Genomic DNA, 20534 nt, shown 5'->3' on the forward strand with positions numbered 1-20534 from the left:
AACTTATCTAGGAAACTCCCGCTAGAAGAACACCGAGCGGCGCTGCATCAGCAGGCTGTACAGCGTATGCTGGATGGTCTCCCGGATGCGATCGGTAAGCTCGAACACCAGCATCGGGTCGTCCGCCGCCTCAGCGGTGTACGTCTTCGTCGGGACCGACTCCCCAAACTCGATGATCCATTTGGACGGAAGCGGGATGAGCCCCAGCAGACCGAGCCACGGGAAGGTCGGCGTAACCGGCAGGTAGGGCAGCCCGAACAGGCGAGCGAGCGACTTCGCGTTACCAATCATAGGATAGATTTCTTCGGCTCCGACGATCGTGCACGGAATGATCGGCGCACCCGTCCGCAACGCGGCCGAGACGAATCCACCGCGCCCGAACCGCTGCAACTTGTACCGCTCGCTGAACGGCTTGCCGACGCCCTTGAAGCCCTCCGGCCAGACCCCGACAAGGTGCCCGGTGTTCAGCAGGTGTTCCGCGTCAGCCTGACACGCCAGAGTGTTGCCGATCTTACGAGCCAGCGGGGCCAGGAACGGCACCGCGAACACCAGGTCGGCGGCGAGCATGCGCAGGTGGCGATGGGCCGGATGATGATCGAGGATGGCCACGGCCATCATCAGCGCGTCCATTGGCAGGGTGCCCGAGTGATTGGCCACCACCAGAGCGCCACCCGTGTCCGGGATGTTCTCCAGCCCCCGGGTCTCGACCCGGAAGTAGTCCCGGTAGATCGGCCGCAGCAGCGGAGCGACGACGTGTTCGGTGAGGTCCGGGTCAAACCCGTGCTCGTCGACGACGTAGTCGCCGGTGATGCGCCGCCGCAGGAAGGCCAGCGCTCCCGCGAGGGCCGTCTCCAGATCACCGGGTTCGGCCGTCGACGGTGGCGCGCCGTCGGGCCCGGCAGCGCCGTCGGGCCCGGCAGCGGCGGTGGGATCCGTCGCCGGGTCGGACGGCCCACCCGCCGCCGACCGGCTTTCGGTCAGCGTCGCCTCGGCACCGTTGAGCGAGGAGCGAGGGGACGCGGCGGCTGGACCGGGGGAAACCTCGTCGGGGGAAATCCCGTCGAGAAAAGCCGGGTCATGCGAAGCCGAATCGGCTGCGGCGGATTTCCAAGGCATGATCTGCGCTTCACCCCGGGATTCGTCACCTTTTATCACGTGTTCCGCCTCCCCCCTATCCGATCCCGCACCCGGCGGGCCGCAACCGCCCTCCATCACCCTGTTCCCACCAGCCGGCATCGGGCCAGCGAATCGAGCATCCTGTGCTCAGCTCGGGAGATCAGATCGTGGTCGATGGTGAACCGGAGCCCGCGCTGGCGGACGAAACTGTCGAAGGTCTCCATCGTCGAGTACCGGGGCCGGTAACCGAAGATCTCCTTCAGCCGGGTCGTGTCCACGGCCCGGCCGTGCGCGAGGAAGTCAAGCTGCTCAGCGGAGAAGTCGACGAGCCGCAGCCGCCGGGCGATCCCGCCCAACACCCCGATCGCGGGGAACGGCACCGGCGTGGACGGCCGACCCGCTCGGCGGATCGCCTGCGAAAGCAGGAGCACACCGTCCCCGGCCACGTTGAACGTCCCCGGGTGGGCGCGGCGGGTCGCGCGCATCAGCACGGCCAACGCGTCATCGGAGTGCAGCAGCTGGATGCGGGGGTCGAAGCCGAGGACCGTGGGAACCAGCGGAAGGTCCAGATAGCGCGCGAGCGGGCTGTCGATCTGCGGACCGAGGATGTTGGTGAACCGCAGCACGGTTACCGCGATGTCGGGACGTCGCCGGCTGAATCCACGCACGTAACCCTCGACCTCGACGGCGTCCTTGGCATAGCCACCGGCGGGCAGGGCGCGCGGCTCAGTGTCCTCTGTAAACAGCGCGGGGTCGCGAGCGGACGACCCGTAGATCGACGTCGTGGACTTCACGACCAGCTTGGTGACACTGGGCGCCTTCTGGCACGCGGCCAGCAGCTGCATCGTGCCGATGACGTTGATTTCCTTCATCGCGGCCCGTCCACCCGCACCGAGCGGCGTGGCGATCACGTTCAGGTGCAGCACCGTATCGATCTCCGTGGTGGAGATCACCTTTGCGATCAACGGATGCCGGATGTCCGCGCGCACGAACTGGGTCCGCCCGAGGTCGCTGGTGGGAGCAGTGGTATCGACCCCGACGACGGCCTCGACCCCCGGGTCAGCCGCGAGCGCCATCGCCACCTGCGCCCCCAACGGCCGCGCTACACCGGTCACCAACACACGGCGTGGTCTCATGGCAGTCTCCCGCAACGCCCGCATGGTCCAGCCCGGCACCCGGACCGGATGGCCGGGCGACCGGGCGACCGGGCAGCCCGAACCAGGCCGACCGGAGCGCGCCACCGTTCCCCGGGACCGGGGGCCGCGATGTCCGGCCGAGAAAGGTTCACGCGGTCCGATCGTGGGCTCATCGTACGCCCGTCCCTCGACCGCTCATTGCACAGCGTAAGGCCAGCCGCGCACATCGAATACGGAAAGTAGGGGAAAAACAACCCGTCCGAGCCGGACGAGGATCGACGCCGGCCAGGCCCGGTGCCGCTGCCGACGTTGCCGGCCCAGCGGTGATGCCGGCATCACCGCTGGGCCGGCAACGGAAAATCCAGGATGGAGCGTCCCGGTGACGGACTCCTCGGCAGCTGCGCCACGACGACCGCGTCCTGGCGCCGCAGCCGCAGCAGGTCGGCCGCTCGCCCACAGTTTACTGCGATCATCACCCGACGCAACGCATCCTCACACAAGGTGACTCCACCGCGGGGCACATCGCCGTAGGTATGCGTGAACGTGAGCCGCATGACGCGGTTGCCGGCACGGACCTCGACCAGATCTCCCAACAGAATGCCGGCGGCCTCCAGCTCGGCCCGGGTCATGTTGAGCGAGAGGTTGCCGAAGTGGTCAACGGACACGACCTCGCCGTGCACATGGTCGTCGTCGACGCTGCACGCACGCGGCTGGAAACGCGTGAGCGCGTCGGGGTCGAGCCGGGGGCCGACGTCGGTGAGGGCGAGTCCGGCAGCAAGCCGGGCCGCGACCGGCGCATAGACGTCCCGTCCCCGGAACACCGCGGTGGGCAGCGGTAGCCACAGCTCCCGGTTGGAGATCTCGTGCACCGCGGCGACGCCACCGAGCGCATCCCAGGCCAGCGACGCCACGCCGTTGTCCGGGCAGACGAAGGTCGAGCCGTCCGTGCTCCGGATCGCCGCGCCGCGGGTGTAACCGTCGGCATCGAGCCGCTCCACGACGACGAGATGAACCCCCACCGGAAGATAACCGATCGCGCCGACCAGGGTGACGGCCGCATGCCCGACGTCCTGCGGCGCGATGGCGTGGCAGACGTCGAGGACGCGCGCCGACGGGGCGTGCCGCGCGATAACCCCGTGACACACCCCTACAGAGGCATCGTCGACGCCGTAGTCGGACAGGAAATTGATCCACGATCCCGTCATGCCGTCTCCCTGGCTGCGGGCCGGCCACGCTGCCACCCGAGGGAAACAGCCTGCCACACGGTGACAGTTACAGCACGCAAAGCCACATGATACGAGACGGCATGGCGGTACGAACTCGCGACGTGCGGGGTGGACACCGGACGCCGCGGATCGGCCGACTATCTCCAGGTACGACCGGACTCCCGGGTACGCCCCACCCCCCGGTGGGCGACCCGCGTCCTAGTGCGCTACCTACTTCCGATCAGCGGCCTGACTTCCTGGCAGCGGCCTACTTCTTGTTGCGGCGCTGAACGCGCGTCCGCTTCAGCAACTTGCGGTGCTTCTTCTTGGCCATCCGCTTACGACGCTTCTTGATGACAGAACCCACGTACCCGACCGATCTATGTTGAGGAAGTTACCGGGCGAGCCTACCCGCCACGGCGGGCAACCATCGGAGCCCGGGTGCTCCGGTACCCGGGCGCCCTCAACTACGGCCGAGTTCCCGCGACCGATTGCTCGCCGCCTCCAGGGCGTCCATGAGCGCCGCGCGCACACCGCGACGGTCCAGCTCCCGCAGCGCCGCGATCGTGGTCCCGGCCGGAGAGGTGACGGCCTCCCGCAACAGCACCGGATGCTCACCGCTCTCGCGCAGCATCCGCGCCGAGCCCAGGGCGGTCTGGGTCATGAGTTCCGCAGCCAGGGTGCGGGGCAGCCCGAGGAGCACACCCGCCTCGATCATCGCATCGACAAGATAGAAGAAGTACGCCGGTCCGCTGCCGGACAGGGCCGTCACCGCGTCGAGCTGGGACTCTGCCACCCGCGTCACCCGGCCGACCGGCGTCAGCAGGGCTTCTGCCGTGGCGAGGTGCTTCTCCTCGGCGTAGCGGCCCCCGCAGATCGCCGACATCGCCTCCCCGACGAGCAGCGGGGTGTTCGTCATCACCCGGACCACCGGGGAAAGCGAAGGTAGCCGCTCCTCGAGAAGATCAGTGGTGATGCCCGCCGCCAACGACACCACGAGCGTCCCGTTCGCGACCACCGACCCGATCTCGGTCAGCAGGGTCCCGACGTCCTGGGGCTTCACCGCGATGATCAGAACATCCGCCTTGGCTGCGGCCACCGTCGGCGCCTGCGCCTCGACGCCGTGACGCGCCACGATCTCACCAGCCCGGTCGGCATCACGTTCGGCCACGACGATGTCCTGAGCGGCATGCCCGGACCGCAGCAGCCCCGACAGCATCGCCCCGCCGAGCCGTCCCGCCCCCATGACCGCAACGATCATGACCATCCTTTCCTTCCACCCGCTTCTACCCCGGCCTGGAGGTTACGGCGCCCTCGGGCAGCCAGCGGAATGCGGATCCCGGCCCGCCGTCGTACGCGGGCTACCAGCCGTAGCCCGACTGGCGATCAACTCCGCGTCGCCCGTCGTACTCAAGCCGGCGTTCGTGGCCACCCCAGTGGCCGGGTTCGTGACCCGTCCAGGGCTCGTGACCCGTCCAGGGCTCGTGACCCGTCCAGGGCTCGTGACCCGTCCAGGGCTCGTGACGTTCGCCCTGCCGGCCGACGACGGATCGAGGATCGTAGATTATTTCGGCGGTGTATGCCCGGTCCGTGGCCGCCTGCCGCTGCGCCTCCTCGCCGCCGTTTTGCCGGCCTCGCACCGCCCACGACAGGTCGGCGGTCTCGGTGAGTCCGTACCCGTACCCCGGCCAAGGACGGACGTAGCCCTCGTCGATCCATTCATCACCCCATTCATCGGCATCGTCCGGGCCACCCGCCGGTTGATCGGACCCGACCTCGTACGACGACCAGCCACCTTCGCCCGACCAGCCACCCCGCGACCGGGCCCCGGGCGGATCGCCGGGCCAGTCGTGATCCAGCCGATCAGACCGACCGGTCGTGGCCGACGCGACGCGTGCCGACCGGTCTGGCTCGCCAGCCGGATACACCTCGTCAAGGGTGTACAGCCCGGCGGCCCGGCGGTCCCCGTCAGGCCGGTAACGCTGTCCGGATTCACCGGTCCGGTCCCAGGACCGGTGGTGCCGGTGGCCCTCGTACCGGTCACCCTCGTCGTACGGGTGATTCCGGCCGGCCCGCGGGACGGCCGGGTGCGAGAACCGTCCGCGGTCGGGCTCCCGGGTCGGTTCGGGAATGCGCGCCCAGGTGGCTGCGCCGGGTCCAGTGGCGTCTCCGGGAGCGGGCCGCGCCGCCGGGATCGCGCCCGGCTCGGGCCCACGGGGGGTGTCGGCCCACGGGGGTCGGGCACGCTGCGCAGGCTTCTCCACGAACCGGTTCGAGAAGTACGCGATGAACGTGCTGACCGCCGCCGCCACGACAACCGACGGCCACAGCCCGATCCGGGGCACCAGCTGCCCGTTCGCAACCGAGATCACCGGATAGTGCCAGAGGTAGATACTGAAGGTGATCTTACCGAGGAAGGCCATCCGTGGACTGCCGAGCAGGCGGACCCAGCCGGCGTCGCGGCGCAGGTCGGCGCCCAGGATGACCACGGCACCGAGCAGGGCGCTGGGCAGGTAGGCGGCATGGTCGAGCCAGTTGGCGTCATAACCGTCCTTGTTCGGCCCAAGGAAGGCGAAGAAGATCAATCCGATCCCTGCAACAAAGCCGAGATCGGCGATCCGACGGCCCGCCCGCCAACGCTCGACCGTCGCCGCCGTGACAGGGGTCATCGTGCCGATCTGCTGGGCGTGCCGGCGGCGGCGCGGCGCGGCCAAGTCCGGCTCCTCGGCGACGAGGGCGCGCAGGCGGATGTCACGCCAGACCGCCAGCAGACAGCCGATCAGCAGCGGTGCGACGTGCGTGTCCAGCGCGAGGTACACCCGCGAGTGCGGGGCGCCGCCGGCGGCCACGGTCCAGGTCCAGACCGCCGCGAAGGCAATCATGGCGAAAATGATCTTCAGCAGGTGCGCCCGGAACCGGTCCGAGCGGCTGACAATCAGGAACAGCCCCGGCCACAAGAGATAGAACTGCTCCTCCAGGGACAGGGACCACACGTGGGCCAACCATCGCCCACCGGCGGCAGGATGCAGGACCTTGTACCAGTTGTTGACGTTGAAAAAGGCGGAGAGCGCACTCCCGACGTAGTCGTCCCGGAAGGGGATGTCGTTCCATTTGAACGCCACCGTCACCGCGAGCCCGACGAGCAGGTACACCCACATCGCGGGCATCAGCCGGTAGGCCCGGCGCACCAGGAATCGACTCACCGAGATCGTCCCGGTCCGGCTGTGTTCGGTCAGCAGGAGCGTGGTGATAAGAAATCCACTCAGCACGAAGAAGACGTCGACGGCGACGTTGCTGGCCTGGATCGCACCCATGTAGCCGGCGAGGATGGTGTAGATACAGACGATCCGCAACCCGTCCAACGCCGGGTTGTACGCGAACTTCGCCGCGGCGGCAGCCGCGGCCAGCCTGGCCGGCGGCTCCCAGCCAGCCGGGGTGCCGTCGCGCGTTATCCTCGTTATCCTTGTCGCCTCAGTCTGCTGCGGGGCAAGCCGCATGATGACCGTCGCCTCCTCTATCGGGCGTCGGCAGTCCTGGCACCGACACCCGACACTCAGGGCGACCGTACGGTGCCGCGATGACCCGAGCGTGAGTCGCTCCCGAACCATGCCCCTGGTCGGACCAATGACCCGGACACGGGTACCCGTATCACCCCGCTACGCCAGCGAAGTCAGACATCACTGTGCGAATGACGCAAGACTAACGGATCGGAAAATTCGGGACAAGGCAGGTACCGGTGGCCACAAAACAACGCCACCCCAAAAGCGACGCTGTGCGCACGGTTCATTACGAAGTCACATCGGCCGAACCATGGCGTCACAGCGCGTCAGAGAAAGGGGAAGATCACCGGACGGGAGAGCCTCGGCAGAGGCGCCCACGCTGTCTCTCCCGCGCGCTACTCGGGAACCTGGGCAATCACCAGGAGCGTACGAAACGGCTCGACGACGACACCGTCAGGAAAGGCGCGCAGCATCGTGCGACGCTCCGCGTCAAGGAAATCGTCGAGCCAATCGCCGATGGCCGCGACGTAGGACTTCGACCGCTGCCACGTGAGGTAGTCATCGATGTTAATCCGGCGCCGCCACCGGCCGGTCAGGGTGACAACCTCGCTGAAGTGGCCGGTCCACCGCAACTCGTCGGCGAACGGTCGCACACGGTACCCGCGGTGATATCCGGGGTTCATCCGCTCAAGCCGTTCCTGCTGGCGCTGCCACCACCGGTACTCCTCGGCGTCGACGTCGTTCCACCACACGGCGAGGGCTCCGCCGGGCCGCAGCACGCGGGCGGCCTCGGCCGCAGCGGTCGGTACCTGTACCCAGTGCCATGCCTGGGCATAGCAGACCAGGTCGACGGCCTGCTCCCGGAAGGGCAACGCCTCCCCGTCCCCGCGCACCGCGGGCAGTCCGGGGCTGCGCTGACGCAACCGCGCCAGCATGGTCGGCCCGGGTTCCACCGGTACCACCCGCGCGCCCCGGCCGATCAGCAGACGCGTGGCGATGCCGGTCCCGGCACCGACGTCAAGCACGTCCGCGCCGCGCAGCGGCCGCCCGAGGAACCGCTCGACGTCACGGAAGATGTGGTCGGGATAGCTCGGCCTGGCCGCGGCGTAGGCATCCGCCAACGGGTCGAACAGCGAGCCGGTGGGAGTACGACCAGAAGGGACGGACACTCCGTCATGGTGGCACTCGACCATGGCGGCGAGCCATGGGAACGGTGTAAGCCCCGGAGGTGGGTCAGCCGGCGGTGGACCCCGGATGCGGATCAGCCGTAGGTGGATCAGCCGTAGGTGGATCAGCCGTAGGTGGAACGGAGTCCTGCGGCGGACGGTGCGGCGAAGTGCAGACGGGTGAACGCCAGCGCCTCGGCGAGCTCGGCCTCGCGCTGGGCACGCGACTCGGCCCGCCTGGTATTGATCTCGACCACCACGGTGCCGTCGAAACCGCCGGCGGCCAGCAGTTCAAGCAGCTCCGCACAGGGCTGCGTGCCACGACCGGGGACGAGATGTTCGTCCTTGGCCGAGCCCAGACCATCGGCCATGTGCACGTGGACCAGCCGCTCGCCGAGAAGCTCGGCCATCTCGAGCGGGTCCGAGCGGGACACACTCGTGTGCGACAGGTCGAGGGTGACATACGCGTAGTCGTCTTCGACCGGGGACCAGTCCGGGGCATAGGCGGAGACCTCCCGCCCCCGCGCCCGCAGCGGGAACATGTTCTCCACCGCGAAGCGGATGTCGGTCTCGCCGGCCATCCGCTCGATGCCCGTCACGAACTCGCGGGCATAGTCTCGCTGCCAGCGAAACGGCGGGTGGACGACGACCGTCGACGCGCCAAGCGTCTCGGCTACGGTACAGGCCCGCACCAGCTTCGCCCATGGATCCGTACCCCAGACCCGCTGGGTGAGCAGCAGGCACGGCGCATGAATGGCCAGAATCGGGATGCCGTGATAGTCCATCAGCCGCTTCAGCGCCTGCGGATCCTGGCTAACCGGATCGGTCCAGACCATGATCTCGACCCCGTCATACCCCAGCCGCGCCGCCATCTCGAAGGCCGAGGCGGTGGACTCGGGATAGGTCGAGGCCGTTGAGAGCGCCACGCGGGCACCCGGAGCGGTCGTGGCCAGCTCGGGCGCTCCGCGCGGGACAATGAGTGAGGAGCTACCGCCACCACCACCGGGCCCCGAACCGCCCGCGACCCCACCGGACGAGATCGGGGCGGGAGCCATCGCGGTCGGCGACACCGACCGCGCGTCGTCACGCCATGCCTGCAATCCGTCTCCCTGCCACGCGAGCCAGGGGTTGGCCGTCACGACCGACCTCTCTCCCAGGCTAGGCCATCTCCGCGGCCCCGCCCGCACAGACATCCGCGGGATGACGGTCGGAACCTTCATATCGCCCGTGACAACAGCCACATCGGGCAATTACGCGCATCAAGAACACTTTCTGCAAGGTTCATCTCACCCTCTGCCAGGTGAAGGGAGTTCATCGCTCCGGCGTCAGGATCGTCAGGATGAGGTGAGCCAGTCCAGTCGGCGCAGGATCACCCCTTCACGCAGGGCCCAGGGGCAAATCTCCACCTCGTCGATGGCGAACAGATCGAGAGCCTCGTCCGCGACGACCGCCCCCGCGACCAGCTGGGCCGCCCGGGAGGCGGAGACGCCCGGCAGCGCCGCGCGCTCCTCGACCGACATCCGGCACACCTTGGCCGTCACCTCCACGAGGTCGTCCCGGCGCAGCACCCTGCGGGTATAGGGACCGCGGCTGTAGGACTCCGCACCGGCGATCCGAGCCAGCGACCGGAAGGTCTTCGACGTCGCCACCGCCCTCGTGTGCTCCCCCAGGGGATAGATGGTGCCCACGATCGGCGCGATCTGGGACCGGACGTAACGGCGCAGCTCGCTGAGCTCGGACCGCTTGGGCGGGTCGCTCGGGGCCAGCCAGTCCCGGGTCAGCCGGCTCGCGCCAAGCGGCAGGGATGCGACCACTTCGGGGTCCTCGTGCATGCCGGCGCCGATCTCCAGGGAACCACCGCCGATGTCCAACGCCAGCAACCGGCCGGCGCTCCAGCCGAACCACCGGCGGACGGCGAGGAAGGTCAACCTGGCCTCCTCCTCCCCGGGCAGGACGCCGATGGAGACCCCGGTGGCCTCGCCCACCCGGCGCAGGACCGCCTCTCCGTTGGTGGCGTCCCGCAACGCCGACGTGGCGAAGGCCGCCAGATCGTGGACCCCGAGCGCGTCGGCCTGCTGGCGCATGTCCAGGACGCAGGAGGTCAGAGCGCGCTCTCCAGCGGCGTCCAGCGCCCCGTCCGCGTCGAGCAGTTCCACCAGCCGCAGCGGCACGCGCACGCTGGCGGCCGGCTGCGGCTGGCCGCCCCGGTGCGCGTCCACGACAAGCAGGTGGACGGTGTTCGAGCCGATGTCGATCACACCGAGACGCATTGGACCGGGATGTGGACCCGCCGGGAGCGGACTCACCGCGGCCGCCTGCCGTCCCGGGGCGACGGCGGCGTCGGGCTGCGCCACGATCTTCGGAAACCACGCACCCGGACGCATGCCACCGAGCACCTCTTCACCGTTCCCTCCGGCCGCGACCGCCGGGGTCACGGCTCGAACTTGTATCCCAGTCCCCGAACGGTCACCAGGTGCCGCGGGTTGCCGGGTTCGTGCTCAATCTTTGTCCGCAGTCGTTTGACGTGGACATCCAGGGTCTTGGTGTCGCCGACGTAGTCCGACCCCCAGACCCGGTCGATCAGTTGGCCCCGGGTCAGCACCCGGCCCGCGTTGCGCAGGAACATCTCCAACAGCTCGAACTCCTTGAGCGGCAGGGTGACCGTGGTCCCGTCGACGGTGACGACATGGCGCTCAACGTCCATCCGGACCGGGCCGGCCTCCAACGTCGCGTCCCCCACCTCCTCGTTCTCCGACCGCCGCCGCAGCACCGCGCGGATCCGCGCCACCAGCTCCCGGGCGGAGAACGGCTTCGTGACGTAGTCGTCCGCTCCGAGTTCCAGCCCGAGCACCTTGTCGATCTCGCTGTCCCGAGCGGTCAGCATGATGATCGGCACAGTGGAACGGGTTCGCAAGGTTCGGCACACTTCCGTGCCCGACAGCCCCGGCAGCATGAGGTCCAGCAGGACAAGATCAGCCCCCCGCCGATCGAACTCGGCCAGCGCGCTGGGGCCGTCGGCGACGACCCCCACCTCGAAGCCCTCCCGTTCCAACATGAACGACAACGCGTCGGAGAAGGACTCCTCGTCCTCGACCACGAGCAGCCGGGTCACCTGTTCGCTCCCCTTGTTACGTTGGACGGACCGGCCGACCCGGACCGCTTCCTGTTACCGTCGATGGGACGGGTGAACCCGCCGCGTCTACCGGTCATGACCGGTACCGTTCACCGTTCACGAACCGCCACCGAGTTCATCATCGCCATGATGTTCACCATCGCCATGATGTTCACTATCGCCCCGACCGCGGGCGTCGGCATCGGCCCCGACGACGTCGAAGCCATCCACCCCGTCATCCTCGCGGGTTTCGTCCGAGCCGTCCGTCATCGCATCGTCATCGTCGCCGGTGAACAGCGGCAACCGGAGTGTGAAGGTGGAACCCGCGCCCTCGGCGCTCCACACAGAGACCACGCCGCCGTGATTGGTCGCGATGTGCTTGACGATGGCGAGCCCCAGGCCGGTCCCACCGGTCGCGCGGGATCGCGCCGGATCCGCCCGATAGAAGCGTTCGAAGACCCGTTCCAGGTCCTTCTCCGCGATCCCGATGCCCTCGTCGGCGACGGAGATCTCCACGGTCTCACCGCTGCGCCGAACCCCGAGCACGACCCGGGTGCCACGCGGCGAGTAGCTGATCGCATTGTCGAGCAGGTTCGCGACGGCGGTCACGAGCTGGCCCTCATCCCCACACACCGGCAGGTCACCATCGCCGATCACCGCAACCGAGATCGCCTGGGCCTGCGCTGCCAGCCGGGTGCGGTCGACCGCCTCGGTGAGCACCGCGGACGCCCGCATCGGCCGCAGGTTGGGCAGCGGATCGGCGCCCTGCAGCCGGGAGAGATCGATGATCTCCTGAACCAGACGGGCGAGCCGGGTCGATTCGTGGGTCATCCGGGAGGCGAACCGGCGGACTGCCACCGGGTCCTCGCAGGCCGCGGCGACCGCTTCGGCGAGGACGTGCAACGCACCGACCGGCGTCTTGAGCTCGTGGCTGATGTTCGCCACGAAGTCCCGACGGACGGCCTCGACCCGACGCGACTCGGTAATGTCATCCACGATGACGGCGACATGACCGGACGAGTCCAGCAGCCGGGCCCGGGCACGCACCGCCAGCCCCTCCTGGTCCGGTCGAGGACGGGTGAGGGGGGGCTCGGGGACGGGCGGCAGCTCAAGCTGCCGCTCCTGGTCACTGCCCGCGAGTCGGGTGGCCCGGACGAGATCGGCCAGCTCCACCACCGCGATCTCGTCGGCGGCGACCACACCCATACGTCGCGCGACCATGTTCACCAGAACTACCCGGTCCGCGGCGTCGAGGACGAGCAGACCGGTCGGCAGGCCGGCGATCACCCGACGCACGAGCCTTGCCGGCAACGTCATGCCGCCGGTGTCCCCGCCGGACGCCGAACCAGTAGTCAGGTCAGTCGTCGAACCGGCTGTTCCAGGCACCGCTGTCATCGTCCACCATCGTCCGCTCACCCTGTACGGCCTGCCGACCTGCACGAGCCGCGGATGCGGTGTGTACCGGTTGTCATGGCATCCGCCGACCTGTCACCCACTCGCCGCATGCTAGGTGTCCGCATGCCACCTAGGTATTGCTCTGCAAGCCTCCACCGCCGATCGTCGCTAGCTGTTCATCAGACCCATCGTCAATGTTCACCAGAGAGCGAGAGGTCCGCATCATCGTCAGAACCGGAGCGACGCAAGTACCCAAAAGCACCATGATCGAATCAATCCCTCAGGATCTCTGACCCCTCGATCCCCCACCGAATGAGAAGGAGCCGTCCGTGCGGGACGCCTTCACCGACGAACTCGACAGCATCAACCGGTCCCTGATCGAGATGACCAACCTGGTCGCCTCGGCCATGGCCCGGGCCACCACCGCTCTCCTCGACGCCGATCTCCAACTCGCCGAGAACGTCATCAGCGGAGACGAGACGGTCGACCTGCTGCGCAACGAGATCGAGGAGCGGGCCTTCGACGTGATGGCCCGCCAGGCCCCGGTCGCCACCGATCTGAGGATGATGGTGGCCACGCTGCGGATCGTCGCCGACCTGGAGCGGATGGGCGACCTCGCCCTGCACGTGGCGAAGGTCGCCCGCCGGCGCTACCCGGGCCGGGCGGTCCCGCCGGAGCTCCGGGCGACCCTGCTGGAGATGGGGCAGGTCGCGCAGCGCATCGTCGCGAAGGCCGGATCGGTGATCGCTAGCCGGGACACCGACCTCGCCAAGCAGCTGGAGGCCGACGACGACGCGATGGACGGGCTGCACCGCGCCCTGTTCCACATACTGATCGAGAAGCCCTGGCCGCACGGGATGGAGGCGGCGATCGACATCACTCTCTGCGGCCGCTACTACGAGCGGTACGCCGACCATGCGGTCTCGGTCGCCCGCCGGGTGCTCTACCTGGTCACCGGGGATTCCAGCGGCACGTGAGGGCACCCGGGGAGATCCGCCCCCGGTCTCGCGCGGGCGTGGTCCCCACGCACGGCCCGACGGTTCCCCGCGTGCATCCCGCCGGCGCTACGGCGGCTGCCCGCGATGGCCCGCGATGATGGCACGGGCCGGTCGGGACTATATGATTATAGTCCCGGCTATTTTTAGTCTCGACTATCTTCTTGATTGCTTTTCTGACTACTTCTTGGTGCCCTGCGCGGCGACGGCGGCCGCGGCGAGCGCCGCGGCGTCGGGGTCGAGGTACCCCGAGCTCACCACACCCAGCTGGTCGTCCAGCTCGTAGCGCAGCGGGATGCCGGTGGGGATGTTGAGCCCGGCGATGTCGGTGTCGCTGATGTGATCGAGATGCTTCACCAGGGCGCGCAGCGAGTTGCCATGCGCCGCCACCAGGACGGTACGGCCGGTCCGCAGGTCCGGCACAATCGCGTCGTACCAGTAGGGCAGCATCCGGGCAACGACGTCGGCGAGGCACTCGGTCCGCGGGATGACGTCGGGGGCAAGGTCGTCATAGCGCTCGTCCACCCCGCTGACCTGCTCCGGACCGATCTCCGGCGGCGGCGTGTCATAGGAGCGACGCCAGAGCTGGAACTGCTCCGCGCCGAACTTCTCCAGCGTCTCCGCCTTGTTCAGGCCCTGCAGGCCGCCGTAGTGCCGCTCGTTGAGCCGCCAGGTGCGGCGAACCGGAACCCAGGTGCGCCCGGCGGCATCCAGCGCCAGCCAGGCGGTACGGATCGCCCTGGTCAGCAGGGACGTGTGCACCACGTCCGGCAGGACGCCGGACTCCCGCAGCAGCTCACCCCCGCGAGTGGCCTCCTTGGCACCCTTCTCGGAAAGATCAACGTCCACCCAGCCGGTGAACAGGTTTTCGCGGTTCCAAATGCTCTCACCGTGGCGGAGCAGGACGAGCGTCGGCATACCCGAGATCCTGCCCGCTCGGCGGCCCACTCGGCCAGCATTGCCGGTTGTTGCCTGTGACTCCCCGGCTCGGGGCCGGTCGTGCCGGCGACCGGTTGTCACCCGGCGGCAGGACAGGAATCCGGCGGCAGGACAGGAATTCATCCGGAACTGAACGACCCCCGGGCGCTCCGCCGCCGCGCGAAGCGGAGGCGGGCCGTCGGGACTTGCGACGGCGCCCGGGGGTCGGGTGTCTGCCTGGTTCTCGCCGGTGCCGGTGCCCATGGGCCACCCGGCTAGAGGTGAGGACCACGAGACCGGCTAGCGGACAGCCACCTCACGAGTCCTATGAGCATACAAAGCCTGGACCACCTCCCTTCTCGTGTACCCGTGACGCTACGCGGACCCAGGGGCGCATCGCAACGGCTTTTCCGCGCGCGTTGATGGGACGCTCCCGACACCGGCCGGCCGGAACAGCCAGGCCACCCGCGCGGGCCCGGGGCCACAGCCGAACCGTGCGCGGACCCGGCCGAGGCACGCCACGGGGACCTAGACTGAGTCCCATGACCGCAGGGTCCCTTACGACGCCCGCCTCGCTCTCCCCGTTGCTCGGCCTGCCGGGTGCGGTGGCCGGCACTGCCGAAGACGACGCGGTCGCCGCCCACTACGGCGATCCGCTACGGGAACAGCGCGCGGTGCGCGGCGGCGCCGCCGTCGTCGACAGATCACATCGGGACGTGCTGCGCGTCTCCGGCCCCAACCGGCTCTCCTGGCTGCACAGCGTCACCTCTCAGCATCTTTCCGCGCTGGGCGCGCTGCGGGGCACCGAGGCGCTGGTGCTCTCCCCGCACGGCCACGTCGAACACCATCTCGTCCTCGCCGACGACGGCACGTCCACCTGGGTGGACGTCGAGCCCGGCACCGGCGGCATCCTGCTGCGCTACCTGGAGTCGATGCGCTTCATGCTCCGCGTGGAGCCGGCGGACCTCGGCGCGGTGACGGCGGTGCTCAGCGTGCTCGGGCCAAGGGCCGCGCAGGTCGCGGCCGCGGCACTGGGCGGGCCGGGTGACGGCGCGCCCGGCCCGGGCCTGCCCGAACCACAGGCCCCCGGCCCGGTCGGGGCGCCGATCACCGGTCCCTACCCGGTCGGCCGTACCGGGACGGGCACGCTGGTCCGGCGGATGCCCCACGGCGTCGACCTCCTCGTCGGCCGGGCCGACCTGACCGGCACCGTCGAGCGGCTGCGCGCCGCCGGGGCGGGTCTGGCCGGGCTGTCCGCCTTCGACGCCATGCGCATCGCCTCCCGACGGCCCCGGCTCGGCCGGGAGACCGACCATCGCACCATTCCGCACGAGGTGGGGTGGCTGGCGAGCGCCGTGCACCTGGACAAGGGCTGCTACCGCGGGCAGGAGACCGTCGCCCGGGTGCACAACCTCGGTCGCCCGCCGCGGCGGCTGGTGCTGCTGCATCTCGACGGCACGGTGGCGGCGCCCCGTTCCACCGTCACGGTCGGCGGGCGCGAGGTCGGGTTTGTCGGCAGCTCCGAGGTCCACGAGGAACTCGGCCCCATCGCCCTGGCGGTGATCAAGCGGTCCGTGCCGACGGATGCCTCCCTCGTCGTCGCCGATCCCGACGGCGCGCCGCTGGCCGCCGCGATCGATCCGGACGATGGGCCGGCCACGACGGCGCCGAAGCGTCCCGCCGGGCGGCTGCGTTCCTGATTCCCGGCTGGCTCGGGTTCCGGCCGGCTCAGACAGTCCGGGCGAGGATCTGATCGAGTTCCCGCACCGCCGGGTCGGTGCCGTGCCGCCGCAGCCGGCGGCGCAGCTCGTCGGCCCGGCGGGCGTTGCGCTTGGATCGCGTCGCCGCCAGCATCGGCAGGGCCTGGCGGGTCAGCTCGCACCCGTGATCGACATTACCGAGATCCATCTGGACCGCGGCCCACCGAAGCAGGTAGGTGGCCCGGTCCCGGGCCCGGGAGGCCGGCTGGATCGCCAGGGAGCGTTCCAGCCACCGGTCCGCCTGCGCGAGGTGACCGAGATCGATGTAGCAGCTGCCGATCTGCGCCTGGTACTCGGCCTCGTCGAAGTAGGACGACCAGGCGGGCTCCTCAGGCCGCGCGGTGACCATCGCATCCTCCGAGCAGGCCAGCGCCTGCGCGCAGGCGCTGGCCTCCCCGAGCGCGGCATGAGCACGGGCCCGCCGCATGTGCAGCATGGCGCCGACGCGACCGGACGCCCCCTCGGCGCTGGCCACGGCGGCCTCGGCCAGATCCACCGCCTCCCGCGGGCGGGCGAAGTCCACGCACTGCAGGGACATGTTCTTCAGCACGTTCGCACCGAGCATGCGGTCCCCGCCGGCGTGCGCGGCATGCAGCGCGGTGATCCAGTACCGCTGGGCGGCCGTCTGGAAGCCGGCGTCGAACGAGACCCACCCCGCGAACCGGGCGAGCTCCGCGGCCACCAGATGCAGGTGACGGCCCACATGCTCGGTATAGGATCCGCGCGCCAGCAGGTCCGCCACCACGCCGAGCTCGGCGTCGACCAGCCGGCGCACGCTCTCCCCACCGAGCCGCTCATCCATGACCCGCAGCCCGGGGATGTTGTGCTCGATCCGGTTCACGATCTGGTCGTCGACCCGTCCCCCGTTCAGGGCCGCCGCCAGCCGGGCCGGTTCCATGCCGAGCCACTGCGTCGCGAGTTCCGCCACCCCGGTCCCAGTGATCGTCAGGAAGCCGCGGCGGTCGGAGAGCGCGTCCTCGACGACGTCCATGATCGAGGTTATGCTGCCACCCGGCGTCCACGGGTACTCGGTGCGCACCGCGTCGCCGGTCGGTAGCCACGCGGGCCAGGGGTGCGACTCCAGGCGATCGTTGGGGACGCCGAGCTCCGCGGCGAGCGCGAGCTGGGACACCCGGTCGGGCACGACCCCACGGTGCTCCCAGCGCCAGACCTTCTGCCGCTCGGCGGCCATGTTCGCCACCCCGAGGTCACGTGCGCGGCGGGCCACGACCCGCGCCAGACGCTGGTAGGACCACCCGCGCTGGGCTCGGATGAACGCAAGCGGATGAGTGCAGGCATGAGCGTTATCCGTCAGCATCGACGATCTCCTCGCAGTCGCATCTCCAGGGGCACTTCCGTGAGTACCTACTAACGCTATGTCGCGACATCTTGGTGCTCCAAGAGACGACTCCGGTGCGATGCGTGCACAGAGGTCACTCCCGGACCACTGGCGGGCCCTGATTGCACGCATGTCCGCCGAGCGTCCGAAAAAAGTGTGTTATATTTATCTTTTGGTCGAATGCGACCACGTCGACCGGTCAGAAATTCTCCCGAGTCGGGCAGCCGGGGACAGGCCCACGGGGAGGGCCCCTCCGCGATTCACGCGGCGCCGATCCGACTGGACGCGCGGGGTGGGAGGGGGACGGCTGCGGCGGATCGAGGCTGCGCCGCGTCAGATCCGGGCGCCGGCGGCGTCGAAGAAGGTCAGGGTGGACAGCGGTGCGCGCAGGGTGACCCGCATGCCCACGCCGAGCACCTCAGCGGCGTCGACCCTGACGGCGAGCACCCCGGCGGAGGTCCGGACGTACACCGTCCGCTCCGCCCCGAGCCGCTCGCTCACCACGACCTCACCGGTTACCCGCAGCGCGTCCGACGCCAGCGCCACCGGCGCCACCACGGCGTCCGCCGGTAGCGATCCTGATCCAGTGGAAGCCGCCGCCACCAGGACCAGGTGCTCGGGCCGGACTCCGAACGCCGTCGCGCCGGCGGGGGCGGCCAGGGCGAATCCGTCCCCGTGCAGTTGGCCGTCATGCCAGCGTCCCTCCCGGACGTTCATCGGCGGGCTGCCGATGAACGCCGCGACGAAGCGCGTGGCGGGCCGGTCGTAGATCTCGTCGGGCGTCCCGATCTGCTGCAGCCGGCCGCCGCTGAGCACCGCGACCCGGTCACCGACCGCCATCGCCTCGGCCTGGTCGTGCGTGACGAACAGGGCGGTGGTGCCGAGCCTGCGCAGCAGGCCCACGATCTCGACCCGCAGATCGACCCGGAGCTGGGCGTCGAGCCCCGACATCGGCTCGTCCAACAGGATCACCCGGGCCCGGGTCGCGAGTGCCCGGCCGATCGCGACCCGCTGGCGCTGGCCCCCGGACATCTTCGCGGGCCGGCGAGCTGCCAGCTCACCGATGCCGAGCATGTCCAGCGTCTCACGGGCCCGGGCCACCGCCGCGGCCTTCGGCAGGCCGCGGCCGTGACGCAACGCCAGGGTGAGGTTCTCCAGGGCCGTCAGATGCGGGTAGAGCGCGAAATGCTGGAAGACCATGGACACGTCCCGGCGGTGGGGTGCAACGCCAAGCTGGCTGACCCCGCCGAAACGCAGATCACCCGACGTCGGCTCCTCGAGCCCGGCGCAGATCCGCAGCAGCGTCGACTTGCCCGAGCCGGACGGTCCGAGCAGCGCGACGATCTCCCCCGGCGCAACCGTCAGCGTGACGTCGCGCAGCGCATGGACCGGGCCGAACGACCGGCCCAGCCCGTCGATCTCGATCGGCACCCCCGTGGTGGCGGCCGTCACCACGGCGGGTCCGTCGGCCGGTTCCGTGATCCGGGTCATCGGTCTCTCCCGCGGCGTCCGCCGGTCAACGGGTGAGTTCCACAGCCTGGCTCTGGGCCGCGGCGAGGGCCCTGACCGGGTCCTCGCCCTTGAGGATGCGCTGCACCTGGTCCGAGATCGCGCTCGGGACCTCCCCGCCGCAGGCCCCGCTCCAAGCCGGCGCCTTCACCAGCGAGGGGATGAGCGCGTTGAACGGCTTGAGCTGCGGATAGGTCGCGTAGAACGACCCGAGCTGGCTGACGGCCTGAGTATCCACCGGGATGTAGCTCAACGCCTCCGTGCTCGCGGCCACGACGTCCGGCGAAAGCAGCGACACGACCAGTTCGGTCGCCATCTCCCGCTGGCAGCGATCGGTGGACAGGACCGTCAGCGCGTTGCCGCCCGCGACCGGGTGCTGGGTCCCGCCGGGCAGAGTCGGGAACGGGACCGCGCCGGCCCGGAAACCCTTCGTCCCCTGCCCCGCGATGAACTTCAGCCCGCCGGCCACGGAGGCCACCGTCACGGCGGTCATCGCCGTCTGCCGGCGGATGCCGAACCGCAGCAGGCCCTGCTGGGTCGGATCGGCGGAGTGCGTACCGTAGCTCGCGGCCTTCGCGAGGAACGCGGCGGCCTCGCGGGCCGCCGGGGTGTTCAGGGCGGGCCGACCGTTCGCGTCCTGGATCGGCGTCCCCTTGGAGCTGGCCAGGGTGTTGAGGATCCACTGCCCGAACTGCTGGCCGGTCGGCAGGTCGAGGGGCTGGATATTCTGACCCGAAGCCTTGATCTTGTCAGCGGCGGCGATCACCCCGTCGGTCGTGCCCAGCGTCGCCGGATCGACGCCGGCCTTCTGCAGCACGTCGAGGTTGTAGACCAGGGCCAGAGACGACACCTGCTGGGGAATACCGATCTGCTTCCCGGCGACCTGCCCGAGGCCGACCAGCCGTTGGTCGTAGGACGCGCGCAGCAGGCGCGGGGAGAGCTCCTGGGCGCCGAGGTCCCGGGCGAAGGTCGGGAGCAGGTCGAAGCCGGCGACCGCCACGTCGACGGAACGGCCGGCCGAGCGGTCGGCGCTGATCTGCTGGACGAGGGAGGTGTAGTCCGGCGCGCTCGTGTTGAGGTCCACGGTGAGGCCGGGATGCGCCTTCTCCAGATAGGCCTTGCCGGATTTCGCGACGTCGTTGAGCGTGCCGACGGCGGACATCCGCAGCGTCTTGACCTGGGCCACGCAGGCGGGCGACGCCTTGGCGCCCGCCACGTTGTCGACGCCGGCGTCGGCTGGGCGGGCCGTGGGGCGCAGGCTCTCCGCGGGGTCTGCCGGGCTCGCGTCACCACCGCCGCCGCACGCGGTCAGAATGATCATCGCGGCAGCGACGGGCAGCGGCAGCATTCGGCGAATACGGATCACACGTTCTTCCTCTCAGC

17 protein-coding genes are annotated in these 20534 nt (G+C 69.7%); 2 read left to right on the forward strand and 15 right to left on the reverse strand.

Going from position 1 to position 20534, the window contains the following annotated elements:
* Positions 1-21 precede the first annotated feature (21 nt).
* From AC08OX_RS05860 to AC08OX_RS05910, 11 genes are all read right to left on the reverse strand, one after another.
* Positions 22-1116, reverse strand: a complete 1095-nt coding sequence (locus AC08OX_RS05860) for a lysophospholipid acyltransferase family protein (RefSeq protein ID WP_476606877.1) — start codon at positions 1114-1116, stop codon at positions 22-24.
* Between the two features lie 95 nt (positions 1117-1211).
* Positions 1212-2252 (reverse strand): NAD-dependent epimerase/dehydratase family protein, encoded by a 1041-nt coding sequence (locus AC08OX_RS05865; protein ID WP_476606878.1) that lies wholly within the window; start codon positions 2250-2252, stop codon positions 1212-1214.
* A gap of 335 nt (positions 2253-2587) precedes the next feature.
* Entirely contained in the window at positions 2588-3457 is an 870-nt protein-coding gene (locus AC08OX_RS05870; protein ID WP_476606879.1) for an SAM hydrolase/SAM-dependent halogenase family protein, read from the reverse strand.
* Positions 3458-3725: 268 nt separating this feature from the next.
* Positions 3726-3824: a 30S ribosomal protein bS22 gene (locus AC08OX_RS05875; RefSeq protein WP_003948845.1), complete on the reverse strand. Its 99-nt coding sequence runs from the start codon at positions 3822-3824 to the stop codon at positions 3726-3728.
* 96 nt (positions 3825-3920) lie between these two features.
* Positions 3921-4718: a pyrroline-5-carboxylate reductase gene (gene proC, locus AC08OX_RS05880; RefSeq protein ID WP_476606880.1), complete on the reverse strand. Its 798-nt coding sequence runs from the start codon at positions 4716-4718 to the stop codon at positions 3921-3923.
* 100 nt (positions 4719-4818) lie between these two features.
* Positions 4819-6954: an acyltransferase family protein gene (locus tag AC08OX_RS05885; protein ID WP_476606881.1), complete on the reverse strand. Its 2136-nt coding sequence runs from the start codon at positions 6952-6954 to the stop codon at positions 4819-4821.
* Positions 6955-7352: 398 nt separating this feature from the next.
* Positions 7353-8150, reverse strand: coding sequence for a class I SAM-dependent methyltransferase (locus AC08OX_RS05890; RefSeq protein WP_476606882.1), 798 nt, complete (start codon positions 8148-8150; stop codon positions 7353-7355).
* Between the two features lie 98 nt (positions 8151-8248).
* On the reverse strand, positions 8249-9178 hold the full coding sequence (locus AC08OX_RS05895) for a sugar phosphate isomerase/epimerase family protein (protein ID WP_476606890.1): 930 nt from the start codon (positions 9176-9178) through the stop codon (positions 8249-8251).
* Between the two features lie 279 nt (positions 9179-9457).
* Entirely contained in the window at positions 9458-10507 is a 1050-nt protein-coding gene (locus AC08OX_RS05900) for a Ppx/GppA phosphatase family protein (RefSeq protein ID WP_476606883.1), read from the reverse strand.
* Between the two features lie 47 nt (positions 10508-10554).
* Positions 10555-11235, reverse strand: a complete 681-nt coding sequence (locus AC08OX_RS05905; RefSeq protein ID WP_011434934.1) for a response regulator transcription factor — start codon at positions 11233-11235, stop codon at positions 10555-10557.
* A 117-nt stretch (positions 11236-11352) separates the two neighbouring features.
* On the reverse strand, positions 11353-12630 hold the full coding sequence (locus tag AC08OX_RS05910) for a sensor histidine kinase (protein WP_476606884.1): 1278 nt from the start codon (positions 12628-12630) through the stop codon (positions 11353-11355).
* 329 nt (positions 12631-12959) lie between these two features.
* On the opposite strand from AC08OX_RS05910, the gene phoU reads away from it, so the two are divergent.
* Positions 12960-13607: a phosphate signaling complex protein PhoU gene (phoU, locus tag AC08OX_RS05915; RefSeq protein ID WP_476606885.1), complete on the forward strand. Its 648-nt coding sequence runs from the start codon at positions 12960-12962 to the stop codon at positions 13605-13607.
* Positions 13608-13805: 198 nt separating this feature from the next.
* Here the strand turns inward: phoU and AC08OX_RS05920 are convergent, their stop codons facing one another.
* A complete protein-coding gene (locus AC08OX_RS05920) occupies positions 13806-14543 on the reverse strand; it encodes a phosphoglyceromutase (protein WP_023839828.1) in 738 nt (245 codons plus the stop codon).
* A 542-nt stretch (positions 14544-15085) separates the two neighbouring features.
* On the opposite strand from AC08OX_RS05920, the gene ygfZ reads away from it, so the two are divergent.
* Positions 15086-16243, forward strand: a complete 1158-nt coding sequence (gene ygfZ / locus AC08OX_RS05925; protein WP_476606886.1) for a CAF17-like 4Fe-4S cluster assembly/insertion protein YgfZ — start codon at positions 15086-15088, stop codon at positions 16241-16243.
* Positions 16244-16271: 28 nt separating this feature from the next.
* On the opposite strand, the gene AC08OX_RS05930 is transcribed toward ygfZ, so the two are convergent.
* The 3 genes from AC08OX_RS05930 to AC08OX_RS05940 form a co-directional block, all read right to left on the reverse strand.
* The gene (locus AC08OX_RS05930; protein WP_476606887.1) at positions 16272-17621 is read right to left on the reverse strand and encodes a transcriptional regulator; all 1350 of its coding nucleotides are present in this window, start codon (positions 17619-17621) and stop codon (positions 16272-16274) included.
* Between the two features lie 354 nt (positions 17622-17975).
* Positions 17976-19133, reverse strand: coding sequence for an ABC transporter ATP-binding protein (locus AC08OX_RS05935; protein ID WP_476606888.1), 1158 nt, complete (start codon positions 19131-19133; stop codon positions 17976-17978).
* A gap of 25 nt (positions 19134-19158) precedes the next feature.
* Entirely contained in the window at positions 19159-20517 is a 1359-nt protein-coding gene (locus AC08OX_RS05940) for an extracellular solute-binding protein (protein WP_476606889.1), read from the reverse strand.
* Positions 20518-20534 lie beyond the last annotated feature (17 nt).

It is taken from the genome of Frankia sp. CoBUL1 (assembly GCF_978021245.1).